This is a genomic window from Pantoea stewartii subsp. stewartii (genome assembly GCF_008801695.1).
In the GTDB taxonomy this organism is placed as follows: Bacteria; Pseudomonadota; Gammaproteobacteria; order Enterobacterales; family Enterobacteriaceae; genus Pantoea; species Pantoea stewartii.
In genome coordinates this window covers 1-17,988 of sequence record NZ_VZPF01000024.1, presented here as the reverse complement: position 1 = coordinate 17,988, position 17,988 = coordinate 1, and the positions used below count along the sequence as shown (strand labels likewise).

Below are 17,988 nucleotides of genomic sequence, written 5' to 3'. Positions count from 1 at the left end.
CAGGCAAAAGGGGCCTGGTGCGTATGTCAGAGCAGTGAGTTTTGAGGAAGGGCGTTATGGTACTGGATGGCAGGGCATTCGTCACCTGTCAAAAAAGCCCCAGTTGCCCGGTAATCAGTGTAGCAAAGTCACCCTCGACGAAAGGCAAAATGCCTTCGGCAACAGGTTGCAGCTGTTTCGTGACGTAGTGATCGTAGTCGAGCGGCGTGGTCCGGGCTTCAACGGGTTCGGGGCCGCCCGTCGCTATCACATAGCGAATGCGGCCACCGGTCTGATATTGCAGCGGCCGACCCAGTTTACGGTTGTGTTCATCCGCCAGACGGGCGGCGCGCACGTGAGGCGGCACATTGCGTTCATACTCCTTCAGCGGACGACGCAGGCGTTTCTTATAAATGAGCTGATCGTCCAGTTCGCCCGCCAGCAGCTGTGTTACGGTTGTGCGGACGTACTCTTCCCAGGGCTGACGATGAAATATCCGGCTGTAGAGTTCCTGCTGAAACTGCTGCGCCAGTGGCGTCCAGTCGGTCCGGACGGACTCCAGCCCTTTAAATACCATACGTTCACTGTCGCCTTCACGAATTAATCCCGCGTAGCGTTTCTTACTACCCTGTTCGGCACCGCGAATGGTCGGCATCAGGAAACGGCAAAAGTGATTTTCATATTCCAGTTCGAGTGCGCTCGTCAGGCCATATTGCTGCTGAAGATGTTCACGCCACCAGTCATTGACCTTCGCGGCCAGTGCGCGGCCTGTTGCTTCCGCCTCGGCTTCATCCCGGGCGGACTTCAGCCAGACAAAGGTAGAATCCGTATCGCCATAGATCACATCATAGCCTTCGGCTTCAATAAGCTCGCGGGTTTGCTGCATAATGGCATGACCGCGCAGCGTAATCGACGAGGCCAGGCGAGGATCAAAAAAGCGGCAGGCGCTGGTGCCCAGCACGCCATAAAACGCATTCATAATGATTTTCAGGGCCTGCGACAGGGGCTTATTGCCCTGTTTTTTCGCGGTTTCGCGCCCCTGCCAAATCTGTTCCACAATCGCGGGCAGGCAATGCGTTTCGCGTGAGAAGCGCGCCTCACGAAAGCCGGGCACCGAATCCGCATCCGTTGGGTGCGCCAGCCCTTCGATGAGGCCGACGGGATCGATCAGAAAGGTGCGGATAATCGAGGGATAAAGACTTTTGTAATCCAGCACCAATACGGAATCATACAGGCCTGGCCGGGAATCCATCACATAGCCGCCGGGGCTGGCTTCCGGCGCAACATCGCCGAGATTGGGGGCGACAAAACCAACCCGATGCATGCGGGGAATATACAGATGGCTGAAGGCCGCCACAGAGCCGCCGTGGCGATCGACCGCCAGCCCGTTAACGGCGGCGCGCTCCAGCAAAAACGGCATGATCTCGGTTTTATGGAAGATGCGTGTGACCAGCTCGCAGTCCTTCAGGTTATAGCGTGCCAGCGCCGGTTTATCGTTGGCAAAACGCCAGTTTATCTCTTCCATGCGCTGCCACGGGTTATCAATAGCTTTGCCTTCGCCGAGCAGTTGTTGTGAAACCGACTCCAGACTAAAAGAGGGGAAATCCCAGAAGGCGGATTTCAGCGCATCAATACCGTCAATGATCAGCCGACCTGTCGCCTGGGCAAAAAACACGCCGGGTTTAAAACCGTGCTCACGCCATTCCAGTACAGCCTGCTGGCGGCCCAGGCGTAACGGAATGCCATAGCGGTCGGCATGTTTCTGCAGAACGCGCAGGTCAAACTGCACCACGTTCCAGCCGATCACCACATCGGGGTCGTGGTCGGCAAACCAGCGATTGAGCGCCTCCAGCAGTTGAGGGCGGGTTTCCAGGTAAATGAGTTCGAAATCCAGTGCGCTGGCATCGCCGTTAGGCGGTCCCAGCATGTAAACCTGACGCTGGCCGCAGCCTTCAAGGCCAATGCAGTAAAGCTCGCCATGCTGGGTGGTTTCGATATCCAGAGAGACCCATTTCAGCGGTGGGCGGTAGTCAGGATGCGGTTTGAGCCGGGCGTTAACCAGCGCATCGCCCTGCGCGTCACCATCGAACCACACGGGCGCGGTGATAAACCGTTCCATCAGATAGCGTTCAGGCGGACGAATATCGGATTCGTAAAGGGGAATGCCGTTTTCGCGCAGTTTCTTTTCAATCCACTGAAGCTGGCGATGCTGGCGGCAGTAAAGGCCAAATACCGGCCGGCGGCGAAAATCGGTTAACTGGAGAGGCTGCATGCGCACCTGGCGCTCGTCCTGCAGCAGCGTTTCGACCTGCGCCTGGTACTCGCAGGGAATAAACGTCACCGATTCCTGCACAGGCAGCACGACGCGCTGAGCACCGTCATCGGTGGCCAGCCAGAGCGTAATTTCGGTGCCTTGCGCCGTATCGCGCCAGTGACGGCTCAGCAGAAACCCTGCGCGGGGCTTATTCACGTATTCTCCAGGCTGATAGCGAATCGGACATGCGGTTAAAAAGTATAACATGGATATTTATCCAGTGTCTCCCGGTGCGTTTTGTCAATATTGGCCTACAATTCTTGCCTTGACGCTGTGATGTCTGCTCTGGACAATCCAGCCTTCTGCTTTTTCTGAGGATTGATATGGAAGCCTGGGTTCAACACCTGATTACACAGTCGCTGGAGTGGGCGCTGTTTGCCGTGGCGCTGGTGACGTTTCTGGAGTCACTGGCGTTTGTGGGGCTGCTGCTCCCCGGCACCGTGATGATGGCGAGCCTTGGCGCGCTGGTGGGCAGTGGGCAGATCGGTTTGTATCCCGCCTGGGCCGCTGGCTTCGTCGGTTGTCTGCTTGGCGACTGGGTTTCTTACGGGATTGGCTGGAAATTTCAGGGGCCGCTTCATCGCTGGAAATACCTGCAAAAATACAAAGGGCTGCTGGATAAAACCGAACATGCGCTGTATCAGCACAGCATGTTTACCATTCTGGTCGGCCGTTTTGTGGGACCCACTCGCCCGCTGATCCCGCTGGCGGCAGGTATGCTGGAATTGCCGGTACGCAAGTTTCTGCCCCCCAATCTGATCGGCTGTATTTTATGGCCCCCGCTTTATCTGTTGCCGGGGATTCTGGCAGGCGTGGCGATTGATGTCCCGAAAGAAGCCCAGGGCGGTCACTTTATCTGGCTGCTGGTTGCCGTTGCCCTTGTGGTGTGGCTGGGATGCTGGCTGTGCTGGCGCTGGTGGCGCGGTGAAAAGACCCGCGACTGGGCCACCGCGTATTTGCCGCCTGAACGACTGCGCTGGCTCGCGCCACTGGGCCTGGTCGTGGCCGTTGCGGCCTTCGTCGGTATTCAGTTTCACCCGATGATGCCAGTTTTCCGCCACCTGCTGTGGCAGGTCTTTATCGGTTAACGACGTGGGATGCCGAGCACATCGGCTTCCCGCACGTCCCCTGACAGCAGCCGGTCCGTTGCGCCATCCCAGTAAACCCGTCCATCTACCACCACCACGCTGCGTGGCGCAATCTGCTGCGCATCTTCAAGACTGTGCGACACCATAAGTAATGTGATTTCACGGGCTTCGCAGACGGTACGCACCAGGTTGAGCATCTCGCCACGCAGTGCCGGATCAAGCGCCGAGAAAGGTTCATCCAGCAGTAATACCGGCCGCTCGCGCAGCAGGCAGCGTGCCAGCGCTACGCGCTGACGTTGTCCACCTGAGAGCTGGCCTGGCAGGCGCGACAGCATCTCACTGAGCCCGACCTGCTGTGCAATGGTGGCTACCTGCTGACGCTGGTCCGCAGTCAGCCTGAGCCCGGGATGTAAGCCCAGCCCCAGATTCTGTTCCACGCTGAGATGCGGAAACAGGTTGTTTTCCTGAAACAGCATCGATACCGGGCGCTGAGCGGGCACGCTGTGGGTATGATCGACGCCATCCATTATCAGACTGCCCTGGCTGACGGGCAGAAAGCCGGCAATCAGATTTAACAACGTACTCTTACCCGCGCCGCTTGGACCAAGAATCGCCAGCCGTTCGCCGCGCCCGGCGTGAAGGGAAAAACGCATCGGCAAATGCTGATACAGGTAAGTCAGATTATTCAGTGTCAGCATGGCGACCCGGTAATTTTTCCATCAGAGTAAACAGAGACAGGCAGAGCACCAGCAACAGTAATGCGGTAACGGCTCCGTCGGCCCCGCGATAGGCACCAATCTGCTGATAGAGGTAGAAAGGCAGCGTACGGAAATCGGCGTTACCGAACAGCGCCACGACGCCAAAGTCTCCAATTGACAGTACGCAGGCAAACGCCAGCGCCTGTGCCAATGGCCGCTTCAGTGCACGGAGTTCTATCAGCGTCAGGCGGTTCCATCCGCTGATCCCTAATGCGCCGCACAGGTGGTAGTAGCGTTCTGCGATATCCCGCATCGGGTTTTCCAGCACTTTCAGGGCATAGGGAATGGCGATCAGTGCATTGGCGAACATCACTACGCCATCTGCCGCATCGGGCAGCCCTGTAGTGGCATTCAGCAGCAGGAAAAAGCCGGTTGCCAGCACGATACCCGGCATGGCCAGAATCAGCATACCGCTGGTGTCCATAAATTGTGCGGCAAGTTTACGCTGGCGCAGGCGCAGTTCGCGGCTGCTCCAGAGCAGCATGGTCGTCAGTAACACGCACAGCACGCCAGCGCCCAGGGCGATGCGCAGTGAGGTGAATGTTGCCTGCCACAACGCCGGTTGTTGCAAGGCGCCGCGCAGTCCGCCGTCCAGGCCATTAATAATCACTGCGATCAGAGGCGGTAGCAGTAACAGCAAGGCTAAACCGATGAGAGCAATGTCGCTGATGCGCGCCAGCACGGAATCCTGCGGATCGCGCCAGCCCTGGCGCTGCGTGTTGCCAGCGGGAATGGCGTGACTGAAGCGCTGACTGAGAAGCACCAGCACCAGGCAGCAGCCAAGCTGAATCAACGCCAGGAGTGCGGCGCGTCCCGGATCGTAGTCGTAACTTAAAGCCTGAAAAATGGCCAGTTCGATAGTGGTGGCCCGCGGCCCGCCACCCAGTGAAAGAACCGTGGCAAAACTGGCGAAGCAGAGCATGAAAATCAACGCACCGGTAGGCAGTAACTGGCGACGTAGCCACGGCCATTCAAGGAGCCGAAAGTGATGCCAGCCACGGATATTCAGCTGTGCAGCAAGCTGACGCTGTTCGGCCGGAATGCTTTCCAGCGCCTGCAGCATCAGGCGCGTGGCCAGCGGCAGGTTGAAAAAAACATGGGCCAGCAAAATGCCCTGAAGCCCGTAAGGCGAGAAGTGATAGTCCACGCCAAGCCAGACGCAAAGCCGGGCCAGCCAGCCCACCCGACCATAGACAGTGAGCAGACCAAATACCGCGACCAGCACCGGCAAGACCAGCGTCATGGCGCACAGGCGTAATAATCCCTGACGGCCAGGAAAACGGCGTCGATAAAGAGCCCGGGACAGCGGAATGGCCGGCAGCAAAGAGAGCAGGGCGGAGAGCAGCGCCTGCGTAAATGAAAAGCCAATCACATGATGCAGATAGGTATCCTGCAGAACCGCGCGCCAGTCGGTCGCCGGGGCCGCCATCCACAGTGCAGCAAAAGCTGACAACGCCACGCTGCAGAGCAGCAACGTGGCGAGTGAACCCGGAATCAGCCAGAAGGGGATCAGCGGCTCACGGCGCGTTGCCATTGGCTGACCCATTGTGAACGGTGGCTGGCGACGGCTTCAGGCGAAAACTGTAATGCCGTCTTCGGCACGCTGAGAGAAGCAAAGCCTGCAGGCAGGTCGGTTTTGATCACCGGGTACATCCAGTTGCCGGTTGGAATCGTATTCTGGAAAGCGGGCGTGACCATGAACTGCATAAACTGCTCTGCCAGTTTTGGTTGTTTGCTGTTAGCCAGGCGGGCTGCCACTTCCACCTGCAGATAGTTGCCTTCGGCAAACGGTGCCGCGGCATAGTTATCCTTCTTCTCTTCAATAATGTGATAAGCCGGCGACGTGGTATAGCTCAACACCAGATCGCTCTCGCCTTTCAGAAACAGACCGTAGGCTTCACTCCACCCTTTGGTCACCGTGACGGTTTTCTTTGCCAGCTTTTGCCAGGCTTCAGGCGCCTTGTCCCCGTAGACTTTTTGCATCCACAGCAGCAGGCCAAGGCCCGGCGTGCTGGTGCGGGGATCTTCATAAATCACGCGCCATTTTTCGGGGCTTTCGACCAGTTCTTTCAGGCTCTTTGGTGGGTTTTTCAGCGTGTTTTTGTTATAGACGAACGCGAAGTAGCCGTAATCGAAGGGCACAAAGGTGGTGTCCTTCCAGCCGCCGGGAACCTGCAATTTACCGGTATCAACGTCGCTTTTGGCAAACAGCCCGGTTTGTTGCGCGGCCTGCAGGAGGTTGTTATCCAGCCCTAAGACCACATCGGCCTTGCTGTTCTTGCCTTCCAGACGGACGCGATTCAGCAGCGAAACCCCGTCTTCCAGGGCCACATATTTCAGTTCGCAACCGCACTGGGCTTCAAAGGCTTTTTTAACGGCCGGACCGGGTCCCCAGTCAGCGGAAAACGAATCATAGGTGTAAACCGTCAGGACAGGTTTGGCCGCGAAGACCGGGGAAGAGAGTAACAGCAGCACGGGCAGGACGTTTTTTAACACTTTGCGCTCCTATAGCGGCAGGGTTGAGTCGCAAAGGATCTGAGCAAAGTTGCCTCTCAAATCCCTACGTCGGCCTTAACCGATTCAGGTTCGACGGGTATATCTCAGCGCTCTGACATGATGGAAAGAGGCACCCCGTTGAGAACATCACATTCTAGTCATTTAATGCCCGCCGGGAAAGGATCACAGCGTAGGCGGTGCAAACCAGGCGGATTTAAAGTCAAACCACCCCAGCGTATTCATCCGTACTCCGCGCATACTGCGCTGGCCTTCCAGCAGCAGCCAGTGATGAAACAACGGATGAAGCCAGTTGCTTTCAACCAGCTGTTTCGCCCATTCAGCAAGGGGGAGCGTTTTCTCACGCCAGCGCGCAGCATCCTGCTGCCAGTTCACCGGCAGGCAGTGCTGCAACAACGGGACTTCGTATAACAGCGCAAACAGAGAATAGTCCAGGGGCAGGGTAAAGTTGACGCTGCCGAGCCAGATATCGCTTTCACCTGTGCCCTGATGCCAGGATTCATAACTGACCTCACGCACGTCCAGCGTCACGTCGTGTTGCGCCAGTAGTGGACGCAAGGCATCGGTGATACTGACGTGCTCAATGTGCTGGTTATAAACGGTCAGCGTCAGGTGCGTCAGACCGGCGGGTTTTTCTACCGGTGTCAAATCGCGCCGGTGGTGCCAGCGGGGCAGCAGGCCGTAAGCAGGAAACCAGTAACGCTGTTAACCCAGATCCGCATTGTTCAGTAAGGCAATGGGGTTAAGCAGGAAGCTAAGCCAGCGTCGAATGCCCGGTTCGCCTGCCTTCGCGGAGCGCTGGTCAAAAAGTAAAAAGTAGCAGCCCTCTTCAAGCCGACTCTCTTCCTGTTTCTCATCGGCCTGTTCGCCCTGCAGGCGAACACCGGCATAAACCACTTCGTCACTGATTTCGGGCAGCACCCATACCGACACGTCATCGATCAAGGCGCGATAGCCAAAGTAGTCGTCGAAGGCTTCGATCTTCAGCTGACTTTGCTGATTGCGGATGACCCGATAGGGCCCTGTCCCTATGGGCTGACGGGCAAAATCGCGCATATCGGGCCACTCGCGCGGCAGAATCATGGCGCTGACGCTGCCCAACAGCCAGGGTAGCCAGCTGTCGGGCTGATCTAAATAGATATCCAGCGTCCAGGGGGCAGGGGAGTCAAGTCGCTGAAGATGGGAAAACAGCGGATGCTGGCGCAGGCGCTCAAGGCTGGCAATCACATCGTCCATGTCGAGTTCCCGGCCATGATGGAAACGGATAGCCGGACGTAAATAAAAGCGCCAGTGTCGATCCGAATGTTGCTGCCAGTGATGAGCGATATCGGCTTCGATTTCCCCTTTTTCCTCATTTATGCGTGTCAGACCGCTAAAAATCTGACGAGCGATATGGGTTTCTGACCGACGCAGGGGCGATCCAGGCAGCAGATTGAGCAGAGGGCGATAGTAGAGGACGCGCAGAATATGTTTTCCCTGCCGGAAACTGCGGCCCAGATGCGCGCTGATCATCTGTCTGACCTGATCTTTATCGCCGACAAGCTGCACCAGTTGATCAATACGATCTTGTTCCAGCAGGTCTTCAGCGCGCTGCTGCTGCAAGGTTAGTCCGGTGTAGCAGAAGGTGAGCACGGATCGCTTGCTCCGTCCGGCCTCCGCCTGCCAGGTGAGCCAGCCGGCTTCCTGCATCCTGTTAAGCAGGTTCCGCATATGGCGACGTGAACAGTGCAGGGCGTCGGCCAGTTCACCCAGGGTGGTTTCCTGCGATTGCCCCTGACAGCTCTGCCACAGACGAATGAACTGCTGCTTCAGACGTGATGACGACATAAAAGAGGAACTCCCTCTGAAACCTGCTCTGTTTTTCCTGCCCTATTTTAGAGGCAAACTTTCTCGCATTGGAAGAGCGGGAGGCATTCAGCGATGGATGGCGCTCTGACATGGACGGCAGCGATGCCCGTCCCTTCTGAGTAGTGTGCTACGATTTTGCCAGCAGAGTTATTCTGCTGGTTTTTTTTACGTTGCAGGTTATGGTCGGGGGACACGCTTCCCGTTTCTATTGTTGTTCTGTCAGGGATAAGGCATGAAATCTTTGTTAGCATTCTCGCGCCGTTTCAATCCAGTGTTTTTCGCTTTTATGGTGACCGCCTTTATCCTCGGCGTAGCGGGCGCGCTTCAGGCACCGACGCTGAGCCTGTTTTTATCGCGAGAAGTGCAGGTGCCGCCGCTGTGGGTTGGGCTGTTTTTTACCCTCAATGCCGTTGCCGGGATTGTGGTGAGCATGATGATCGCAAAACGTTCCGACCGGGTCGGCGATCGCCGCAATAGCATCTTGCTGTGCTGCATGCTGGCATTGGCAAACGCGCTCCTGTTCGCCTTTACCCGCCATTATCTGACGCTGATAACGCTGGGCGTACTGCTGTCGTCGCTGGCGAATGTCGCCATGCCGCAGCTTTTTGCCCTGGCGCGTGAATATGCCGACAGTGCTTCGCGCGAAGTGGTGATGTTCAGCTCTATCATGCGTGCTCAGGTCTCGCTGGCCTGGGTGATTGGCCCGCCATTGTCATTTGCGCTGGCGCTGAATTTTGGCTTTGTCACGTTGTTCAGCGTGGCCGCCGGGCTGTTTTTTCTCTGTTTTCTGCTGATCTGGTTCACGGTGCCCTCGGTGCCGCGCACCGCGTCCCTGATGCAGTCAGGCGGAATTCCGCTGAGTGGCTGGCGTATTCGTGATGTGCGTATTTTGTTTGCCGCATCGACGCTGATGTGGACCTGCAACACCATGTATATCATCGACATGCCGTTATGGATCAGTACGGATCTGGGCTTACCTGAAAATCTGGCCGGAATCTTAATGGGTACGGCTGCCGGGCTGGAGATCCCGGTCATGATCGTGGCGGGCTTTTACGCCAAACGATGGGGCAAGCGGAATATGATGGCCGCCGCCGTGGCTGCTGCCGTCGTGTTCTACAGCGGCCTTATCCTGTTTCACAGCCATCTGGCGCTGCTGATCCTGCAGGTGTTTAACGCCCTGTTTATCGGCGTGGTCGCAGGCATTGGCATGTTGTGGTTTCAGGATCTGATGCCTGGACGGGCGGGCGCGGCCACCACCCTGTTTACTAACAGCATTTCGACCGGGATTATCCTGGCGGGGCTATGTCAGGGTGCGCTGGTTGAACATTTTGGGCACGGCAGTGTGTACTGGGTGATTGCAGCGATTTCGCTGGTTACGTTGGTGATGATCAGAAGAGTCAAAGAGGCGTGATCCGCGCCTGTGAGATGCGCAGGACAAAAAAAAGCCCGGTCAGCAGACCGGGCCGTACGGTGATAACGAAGCTTAGCGCATAAAGGCGGGCTGGTTATTTTCGTAAGCTGAAATCGCGCTTTCGTGCTGCAGCGTCAGGCCGATGCTGTCCAGTCCGTTCAGCATGCAGTGGCGACGGAAATCATCAATCTTAAAGCTGTAGGTCTTGTCGCCGGCTTTAACCACCTGCGCTTCCAGATCCACTTCGAAGCGGATGCCCGGACGGGCTTTTACCAGGGTAAACAATTCGTCTACCTGCTCCTCAGTCAACGTGACCGGCAGCAGTTGGTTATTAAAGCTGTTGCCATAAAAAATATCGGCAAAGCTCGGCGCGATGACGACTTTAAAACCGTAATCGGTCAGTGCCCATGGCGCATGCTCACGTGACGAACCACAGCCAAAGTTTTCACGTGCCAGCAGGATGGATGCCCCTTTGTACTCCGGGAAGTTGAGCACGAAATCCGGATTAGGCTCCAGGCCGTGATCGTCCAGGAAACGCCAGTCGTTAAACAGATGCGCACCGAAAGCAACACGCGTCACTTTCTGCAAAAACTGCTTTGGAATGATGGCGTCGGTGTCGACGTTAGCGGCATCCAGTGGCACCACCAAACCCGTATGTTGCGTAAATTTTTCTGCCATGATGGAGTCCTTATGTCAGGCTGCGAATATCAGCGAAATGGCCATTAACGGCAGCAGCAGCGGCCATCGCCGGGCTGACCAAATGTGTCCGTCCCCCACGGCCCTGGCGGCCTTCGAAGTTACGGTTACTGGTTGAAGCACAACGCTCGCCGGGATTCAGGCGGTCGTTATTCATCGCCAGACACATGGAGCAGCCAGGCAGGCGCCATTCAAATCCGGCCTCAATAAAGATCTTATCCAGCCCTTCGGCTTCGGCCTGGGCTTTAACCGGGCCTGAACCTGGCACCACCAGAGCCTGAACGCCCGGCGCAACTTTACGCCCTTTGGCAATCGCGGCGGCGGCGCGCAGATCTTCGATGCGCGAGTTAGTGCAGGAACCAATAAAGACTTTATCGATGCTGACGTCGGTCAGTTTGATACCGGGTTGCAGGTTCATATAAGCCAGCGCCTTCTCTGCGGATGCCCGCTCCACGGGATCCGCAAACGAGGCCGGGTCGGGAATCTGCGCATCCACCGCGATAACCTGCCCAGGGTTCGTTCCCCAGGTAACCTGCGGGGCGATCTCTTCTGCACGCAGCGTCACGACGCGGTCAAATTTCGCGTCCGGATCGGACTTCAGCGTGCGCCAGTATTCAACGGCCTGCGCCCATTTCTCACCTTCCGGTGAAAACTGACGTCCTTTCAGGTAGGCGAAGGTGGTTTCATCGGGAGCCACCAGACCGGCTTTTGCGCCCATCTCGATAGCCATGTTACACAGCGTCATGCGGCCTTCCATGCTCAGCGCTTCGATCGCGGAACCACAGAATTCGACAACATGGCCGGTACCGCCCGCGCTGCCGGTTTTGCCGATAATGGCCAGCACGATGTCTTTCGCCGTAATGCCCGGGGCAACCGTACCTGTCACTTCAATCTTCATGGTTTTAGCACGGCCCTGTTTCAGGGTTTGGGTGGCAAAAACATGCTCGACTTCAGAGGTACCGATACCGAAGGCCAGCGAGCCAAAAGCGCCGTGTGTAGCCGTGTGCGAGTCACCGCAGACAATGGTCATGCCCGGTAAGGTCATGCCTTGTTCCGGACCGATGACGTGCACGATGCCCTGGAACGGGTGATTCAGGTCATATAACTGCACGCCAAATTCCGCACAGTTCTTGATCAGCTCCTGCATCTGAATACGGGCCATTTCACCCGAGGCATGAATATCTTTGGTCTGGGTAGAAACGTTGTGATCCATGGTGGCGAAGGTTTTCGACGGCTGGCGCACTTTACGACCGTGCGCCCGCAAGCCATCAAACGCCTGCGGTGAGGTCACCTCATGAATCAGGTGACGGTCAATATAGAGCAGCGGCGTTTCATTCGGCGCTTCGTGAACGACATGTGCATCAAATAACTTCTGGTATAAAGTTTTCATTTTATTATTTTTCCTCGGCGACAAAGCGAGCAATGATGCTGCCCATCTCATCGGTGCTAATCGCAGGGCCATCACCGGCTAAATCTTTGGTGCGGTAACCTTCGGCTAACGCACGGCTGATGGCGCGTTCAATACTGGCAGCGGCCTCATCGGCGTTCAGGCTGTAGCGCAGCAGCAGTGACAGCGACAAAATCTGAGCAATCGGGTTGGCAATGTTCTGCCCGGCGATATCCGGTGCGGAGCCGCCAGCCGGTTCGTAGAGGCCAAAGCCGTCTTCGCTCAGGCTGGCTGAGGGCAGCATGCCCATAGAACCGGTGATCATCGCGCACTCGTCTGACAGAATGTCGCCAAACAGGTTTGAGCACAGCAGCACGTCGAACTGAGAAGGATCTTTAATCAGCTGCATGGTGGCATTGTCGATGTACATATGGCTCAACTGCACATCGGGATAATCTTTCGCAATCTCGTTGACGATCTCGCGCCACATGACCGAGGTTTGCAGTACGTTGGCTTTATCCACGGAGGTCACTTTGTTGCGGCGCTTGCGGGCGGACTCGAAAGCCTGACGTGCAATACGTTCGATTTCAAAGCGATGGTAGACTTCGGTATCAAACGCGCGTTCATGCGGACCGCTGCCTTCTCGTCCTTTCGGCTGACCAAAATAGATGCCGCCGGTCAGTTCACGGACACACAGAATGTCGAAACCGCGTGCCGCGATATCGCTGCGCAGTGGACAAAACGCTTCGAGACCGCTGTACAGCGCCGCCGGGCGCAGGTTACTGAACAGTTTAAAATGCTTACGCAGGGGAAGCAGCGCGCCACGTTCGGGCTGGGAAGCCGGGGGCAGGTGCTCCCATTTTGGCCCGCCCACGGAACCGAACAGAATCGCATTAGCCTGCTCACAACCGGCTACAGTGGCCGGGGGGAGCGGTTCACCATGGCGGTCAATGGCGATGCCACCCACATCGTATTCGCTGGTGGTAATACGCAGATTAAAGCGCTGACGAACGGCATCTAATACCTTGATAGCCTGCGCCATCACTTCCGGGCCGATACCGTCGCCCGCCAGTACTGCGATATGTGAAGAGTTTGACATGATTACACCGTTTCCTTCTGATCTTTAGACTTGCGCTGTAACTCTTTCTCGACCTGTTTGGCTCGCCAGATGTTGTTTAAGGCGTTCACCATCGCTTTGGCAGACGATTCGACGATATCTGTCGCCAGACCAACGCCGTGGAATTTGCGGTTGTTGTAGCTCACCACAATATCGACCTGGCCCAGGGCATTTTCGCCGTGGCCTTTTGCCGTCAGCTTGTAATTAACCAGCTCGGCATTGAACTGGGTAATTCGGTTAATGGCCTGATAAACCGCATCAACCGGACCGTTCCCGGTCGCCGCTTCTGATTTCGTCTGTTCGCCACAACCCAGATTGACCGACGCGGTCGCCGTAATACTGGAGCCTGACTGCACAGTGAAATCATTCAGTTGGAAAAATTCAGGCTCTTCGTTTTGTTTGTCGATGAAAGCCAGCGCTTCCAGGTCGTAGTCAAAAACCTGACCTTTCTTGTCCGCCAGTTTCAGGAAAGCGTCATACAGGGAATCCAGATTGTATTCGCTCTCTGTGTAGCCCATCTCTTCCATGCGATGTTTTACCGCTGCACGACCGGAACGGGATGTCAGATTAAGCTGAATTTTATGCAGGCCAATGGATTCTGGCGTCAGGATTTCATAGTTTTCACGATTCTTAATCACGCCGTCCTGATGAATGCCCGACGAGTGGGCAAACGCGTTCGATCCGACAACCGCTTTGTTGGCCGGAATCGGCATATTGCAGATCTGGCTAATCATCTGGCTGGTACGATAAATTTCATGATGGTGAATGTTGGTATGGACATTCATGATCTGCTGGCGGGTTTTAATCGCCATGATCACTTCTTCCAGCGCACAGTTACCGGCACGTTCGCCCAGGCCGTTCAAGGTCCCTTCCACCTGACGCGCCCCGGCCTGCACCGCTGCAATCGCATTGCCGGTGGCCATGCCTAAATCGTCGTGTGTGTGCACAGACAGAATCGCTTTGTCGATATTCGGTACGCGGTTGATTAACTGGCTGATAATGTTGGCGTATTCATTCGGCAGGGTATAGCCAACGGTATCAGGGATATTGATGGTGGTTGCGCCCGCATTTATGGCGGCTTCGACCATGCGGCACAGGTCGTCAATGGGCGTACGACCACCGTCTTCACAGGAGAATTCAACATCGTCCGTATAGTTACGGGCACGTTTTACCATGCGCACCGCCCGCTCAATTACCTCGGGTAATGTGCTGCGCAGTTTCGTGGCGATATGCATCGGCGAGGTGGCAATAAAGGTATGGATTCGGAAGGCCTCGGCAACCCGCAATGATTCGTAGGCGGCATCAATGTCCTGCTCAACGCAGCGCGCCAGGCCGCAAACCCGACTGTTTTTAATAGTACGCGCAATGGTTTGTACGGATTCAAAATCACCTGGTGACGAGACGGGGAAGCCGACTTCCATCACATCAACGCCCATACGTTCCAGCGCTAACGCAATCTGCAGTTTTTCTTTCACACTCAGGCTGGCCTGTAAGGCCTGTTCACCATCACGCAGAGTGGTATCGAAAATAATAACTTGCTGGCTCATCGTGTTCATCCTTTTGCGTTTCTTGCCTTGCAACGAGCATAAAAAAACCCGCGACAGGCGCGGGTTTTTAACTTTTAGCAGGTTCGAATCAGTGTTTGATTTCGCCCACAAGTCTACCGCGCAGAGAATTTGCGATAAGTAGTAGACCTGATAGACGAAAAGAACGTGACATGTTTCAAACCCCGTGAATTTTTTGCTGCATCTATTGGTACTGGAATCAACAATCGATGTCAACCATAAGCGAAGGGTTATTTTCAGCCGCCACAAAGAAAAATGTTCTGACATTTTTGACGCTCACAGAGTATTAAACGAGGCGGACAGAACCCATGACGTTCATTACTGCTGATACGGGGTTGCAGAAGAAAGGCTGCTTTTTAAGGTGATGAAATATAATGATAAATTAATATTCCAGTATCGCTTTATCCATAATCAGGCCATCTCAGGCAGCATAATCTCATGCGCTTTAAATTTTTATAAGATAATTACGCCATAAAAACGCATGAGGAAAAGATGGCTGGCTGAGTCCGTCCGTCATAGGTTTTTTTTATTTCTTAGATATGGCTACAAAAAATATCATTCACAGCATTTTCCTCTGCCATTATTGAACGTATTTAGTTTAATAATCGCAGGCAAAAGTTGGCGAGCAGAGGCTTTGAATCCCGCCGCCTTTCATCAAATGCGTTTGGCGTTTGCCAGCCCGTTTTTCTACGGTTATGGTAATCGACCTACTCTTAGAAAAATTAACCCAGCAGAATTCTCTGTATCTGGATCGCAGAAATGAGTTCTGCGGTCTTAGCAAAAACATAAGGTTTTGATTTTAATTGGCGAAACAGGGCAGGATGCATATGGCTAGCGGAAAAGCCGTCGCCAGTGGATTCAGTTCCTCAAGCCGGGAGGCAGAAAATGGAGATGTTGTCAGGAGCCGAAATGGTCGTCCGGTCGTTGATCGACCAGGGCGTGAAGCAAGTGTTCGGTTATCCGGGTGGCGCAGTACTCGATATCTATGATGCACTGCAAACTGTGGGGGGCATCGACCATGTTCTGGTCCGCCACGAGCAGGGTGCGGTCCACATGGCCGATGGTCTGGCACGCGCAACCGGTGAAGTCGGTGTGGTGCTGGTGACGTCCGGGCCGGGTGCAACCAATGCGATCACCGGTATCGCGACCGCCTATATGGATTCTATTCCGTTAGTCATTCTGTCGGGTCAGGTGCCGTCTTCGCTGATTGGTTATGATGCCTTCCAGGAATGTGACATGGTGGGGATTTCCCGCCCGGTGGTGAAACACAGTTTTCTGGTGAAAAACACCGAAGAGATCCCGACGGTACTGAAAAAAGCTTTCTGGCTGGCATCCAGCGGTCGCCCGGGACCGGTGGTTATCGATCTGCCAAAAGATATCCTTAATCCTGCGAATAAGCTGCCTTATCACTATCCGCAGGAAGTGAGCATGCGCTCGTATAATCCGACAATTCAGGGCCATAAAGGCCAGATTAAGCGTGCGTTACAAACCTTACTGGCGGCGCATAAGCCGGTTATCTATGCCGGCGGCGGTGCCATTACGTCGTCGTGTGAAGCCGAGCTGTTGCAGCTGGCTGAGCGCCTGAATATTCCGGTCACGACTTCACTGATGGGGCTGGGTGCGTTCCCTGGCAGCCATCGCCAGTGCGTAGGTATGCTCGGTATGCACGGCACCTACGAAGCGAATATGACGATGCACAATGCCGATTTGATCTTCGGCGTTGGTGTACGTTTTGACGATCGCACCACCAACAATCTGGCAAAATACTGCCCGAACGCCACCGTGATGCATATTGATATCGATCCGACGTCGATTTCCAAAACGGTCTCCGCGGATATTCCGATTGTGGGCGATGCAAAACAGACGTTACAGCAGATGCTGGAACTGCTTGATCACACGGAGGCGAAGCAGCAGTTAGACAGTCTGCGTGACTGGTGGCAGTCGATTGAGACCTGGCGCGGACGTCAGTGCCTTGCCTACGATCGTACCAGTGACAAAATCAAACCCCAGGCCGTGATCGAAACCATCTGCCGTCTTACTAATGGTGATGCTTACGTGACATCGGACGTAGGGCAGCATCAGATGTTTGCCGCGCTCTACTACACCTTTGATAAACCCCGTCGCTGGATTAACTCTGGTGGCCTCGGCACCATGGGCTTCGGCCTGCCTGCCGCGCTGGGTGTCAAAATGGCGCTGCCTGACGAAACGGTGATTTGCGTGACGGGCGATGGCAGTATTCAGATGAACATTCAGGAGCTTTCGACCGCGCTCCAGTATGATCTGCCGGTATTAGTGCTGAACCTGAACAACCGCTTCCTGGGCATGGTGAAACAGTGGCAGGACATGATTTACTCTGGCCGCCATTCTCAGTCTTATATGGAATCATTGCCTGATTTCGTTCGCCTGGCGGAGGCCTATGGTCACGTAGGCATTGCCATCAGTCATCCAGCGGAGCTGGAAGAGAAGCTGACGCTGGCACTGGAAACTCTGGCAAAAGGACGACTGGTGTTTGTTGATGTTAACGTTGACGGCAGTGAGCATGTTTACCCGATGCAGATTCGCGGTGGCAGTATGGATGAGATGTGGTTGAGCAAAACGGAGAGGACTTAATTATGCGTCGCATTTTATCGGTTTTGCTGGAAAACGAATCCGGCGCATTGTCTCGTGTTGTTGGCCTCTTTTCACAGCGTGGCTACAACATTGAGAGCCTGACGGTTGCGCCCACGGACGATCCTACGCTGTCACGCATGACGATTCAGACTGTTGGCGACCAGAAAGTCCTGGAGCAGATTGAGAAACAGCTGCACAAGCTGGTCGATGTTTTGCGTGTGACCGAGTTAGGGCAGGGCGCTTACGTCGAACGTGAAATTATGCTGGTGAAAATTCAGGCGACAGGTTATGGCCGCGAAGAGGTAAAGCGCAGCGCAGAAATTTTCCGGGGCCAGATTATTGATGTGACGCCTTCGCTTTACACGGTTCAGCTGGCAGGCACCAGCGATAAGCTGGATGCATTCTTAAGCACGGTACGCGAAGTGGCTGAAATTGTAGAAGTCGCGCGCTCCGGCATCGTTGGTGTTTCACGTGGCGAACGGATAATGCGTTAATCACGCGCCGTAACGATCTAAAACGAATGTAACCCGGCGAAATGCCGGGTTTTTTCTTTTTTGTGCAGAACAAGGTTTACGTAAGCGTCACATTTAAACCGTCTGTGCAGCGGGCTCCGGTTCCGGGAAAATAGTGTCCATCATTTTTTAATGGACACTATCGCGTGAAACACCGGACATGGCTCCTTGAGGCGCTTCGCCTCCATT

General features: G+C 55.2%; 12 protein-coding genes, 1 pseudogene and 1 riboswitch. Of the genes and pseudogenes, 4 read left to right on the top strand and 9 right to left on the bottom strand.

Annotated features, from left to right (window positions below):
- Positions 1-88: 88 nt before the first annotated feature.
- Positions 89-2,449: a DNA polymerase II gene (gene polB / locus F7Q90_RS08890; protein WP_006117653.1), complete on the bottom strand. Its 2,361-nt coding sequence runs from the start codon at positions 2,447-2,449 to the stop codon at positions 89-91.
- A gap of 167 nt (positions 2,450-2,616) precedes the next feature.
- Here polB and F7Q90_RS08885 point away from each other — a divergent pair, with 167 nt between their 5' ends.
- Positions 2,617-3,381: a DedA family protein gene (locus F7Q90_RS08885; protein ID WP_006117654.1), complete on the top strand. Its 765-nt coding sequence runs from the start codon at positions 2,617-2,619 to the stop codon at positions 3,379-3,381.
- Here the strand turns inward: F7Q90_RS08885 and thiQ are convergent.
- From thiQ to sgrR, 4 genes and pseudogenes are all read right to left on the bottom strand, one after another.
- Positions 3,378-4,079: a thiamine ABC transporter ATP-binding protein ThiQ gene (gene thiQ, locus F7Q90_RS08880; protein WP_006117655.1), complete on the bottom strand. Its 702-nt coding sequence runs from the start codon at positions 4,077-4,079 to the stop codon at positions 3,378-3,380. The two genes, F7Q90_RS08885 and thiQ, sit on opposite strands and share 4 nt — an antisense overlap.
- Complete coding sequence (gene thiP, locus F7Q90_RS08875; protein ID WP_006117656.1) at positions 4,063-5,673, bottom strand: thiamine/thiamine pyrophosphate ABC transporter permease ThiP; 1,611 nt, start codon at positions 5,671-5,673, stop codon at positions 4,063-4,065. The genes thiQ and thiP overlap by 17 nt, the downstream gene beginning before the upstream one ends.
- Positions 5,649-6,635 carry a thiamine ABC transporter substrate binding subunit gene (gene thiB / locus F7Q90_RS08870; RefSeq protein WP_006117657.1) on the bottom strand — a complete coding sequence of 329 codons (987 nt, stop codon included), beginning with the start codon at positions 6,633-6,635 and terminating at the stop codon, positions 5,649-5,651. Before thiB ends, thiP begins: the two co-directional genes overlap by 25 nt.
- 43 nt (positions 6,636-6,678) lie before the next feature.
- Positions 6,679-6,783: riboswitch (TPP riboswitch) on the bottom strand.
- A gap of 35 nt (positions 6,784-6,818) precedes the next feature.
- A pseudogene (sgrR, locus tag F7Q90_RS08865) lies at positions 6,819-8,480 on the bottom strand (HTH-type transcriptional regulator SgrR).
- Positions 8,481-8,733: 253 nt separating this feature from the next.
- Between sgrR and F7Q90_RS08860 the strand changes: the two are divergent.
- Positions 8,734-9,912, top strand: coding sequence for an MFS transporter (locus F7Q90_RS08860; RefSeq protein WP_006117658.1), 1,179 nt, complete (start codon positions 8,734-8,736; stop codon positions 9,910-9,912).
- Positions 9,913-9,984: 72 nt separating this feature from the next.
- Here the strand turns inward: F7Q90_RS08860 and leuD are convergent, their stop codons facing one another.
- Genes leuD through leuA form a run of 4 tightly spaced genes read right to left on the bottom strand, consistent with a single transcriptional unit; the run spans position 9,985 to position 14,659 of the window.
- A complete protein-coding gene (gene leuD, locus F7Q90_RS08855) occupies positions 9,985-10,590 on the bottom strand; it encodes a 3-isopropylmalate dehydratase small subunit (RefSeq protein WP_006117659.1) in 606 nt (201 codons plus the stop codon).
- A gap of 10 nt (positions 10,591-10,600) precedes the next feature.
- A complete protein-coding gene (gene leuC, locus F7Q90_RS08850; protein WP_006117660.1) occupies positions 10,601-11,998 on the bottom strand; it encodes a 3-isopropylmalate dehydratase large subunit in 1,398 nt (465 codons plus the stop codon).
- 4 nt (positions 11,999-12,002) lie between these two features.
- Positions 12,003-13,094, bottom strand: coding sequence for a 3-isopropylmalate dehydrogenase (gene leuB / locus F7Q90_RS08845; RefSeq protein ID WP_006117661.1), 1,092 nt, complete (start codon positions 13,092-13,094; stop codon positions 12,003-12,005).
- A gap of 2 nt (positions 13,095-13,096) precedes the next feature.
- The gene (leuA, locus tag F7Q90_RS08840; protein WP_006117662.1) at positions 13,097-14,659 is read right to left on the bottom strand and encodes a 2-isopropylmalate synthase; all 1,563 of its coding nucleotides are present in this window, start codon (positions 14,657-14,659) and stop codon (positions 13,097-13,099) included.
- Positions 14,660-15,562: 903 nt separating this feature from the next.
- Here leuA and ilvI point away from each other — a divergent pair.
- Complete coding sequence (gene ilvI, locus F7Q90_RS08830; RefSeq protein WP_006117663.1) at positions 15,563-17,287, top strand: acetolactate synthase 3 large subunit; 1,725 nt, start codon at positions 15,563-15,565, stop codon at positions 17,285-17,287.
- 2 nt (positions 17,288-17,289) lie between these two features.
- On the top strand, positions 17,290-17,781 hold the full coding sequence (gene ilvN, locus F7Q90_RS08825) for an acetolactate synthase small subunit (RefSeq protein ID WP_006117664.1): 492 nt from the start codon (positions 17,290-17,292) through the stop codon (positions 17,779-17,781).
- Positions 17,782-17,988 lie beyond the last annotated feature (207 nt).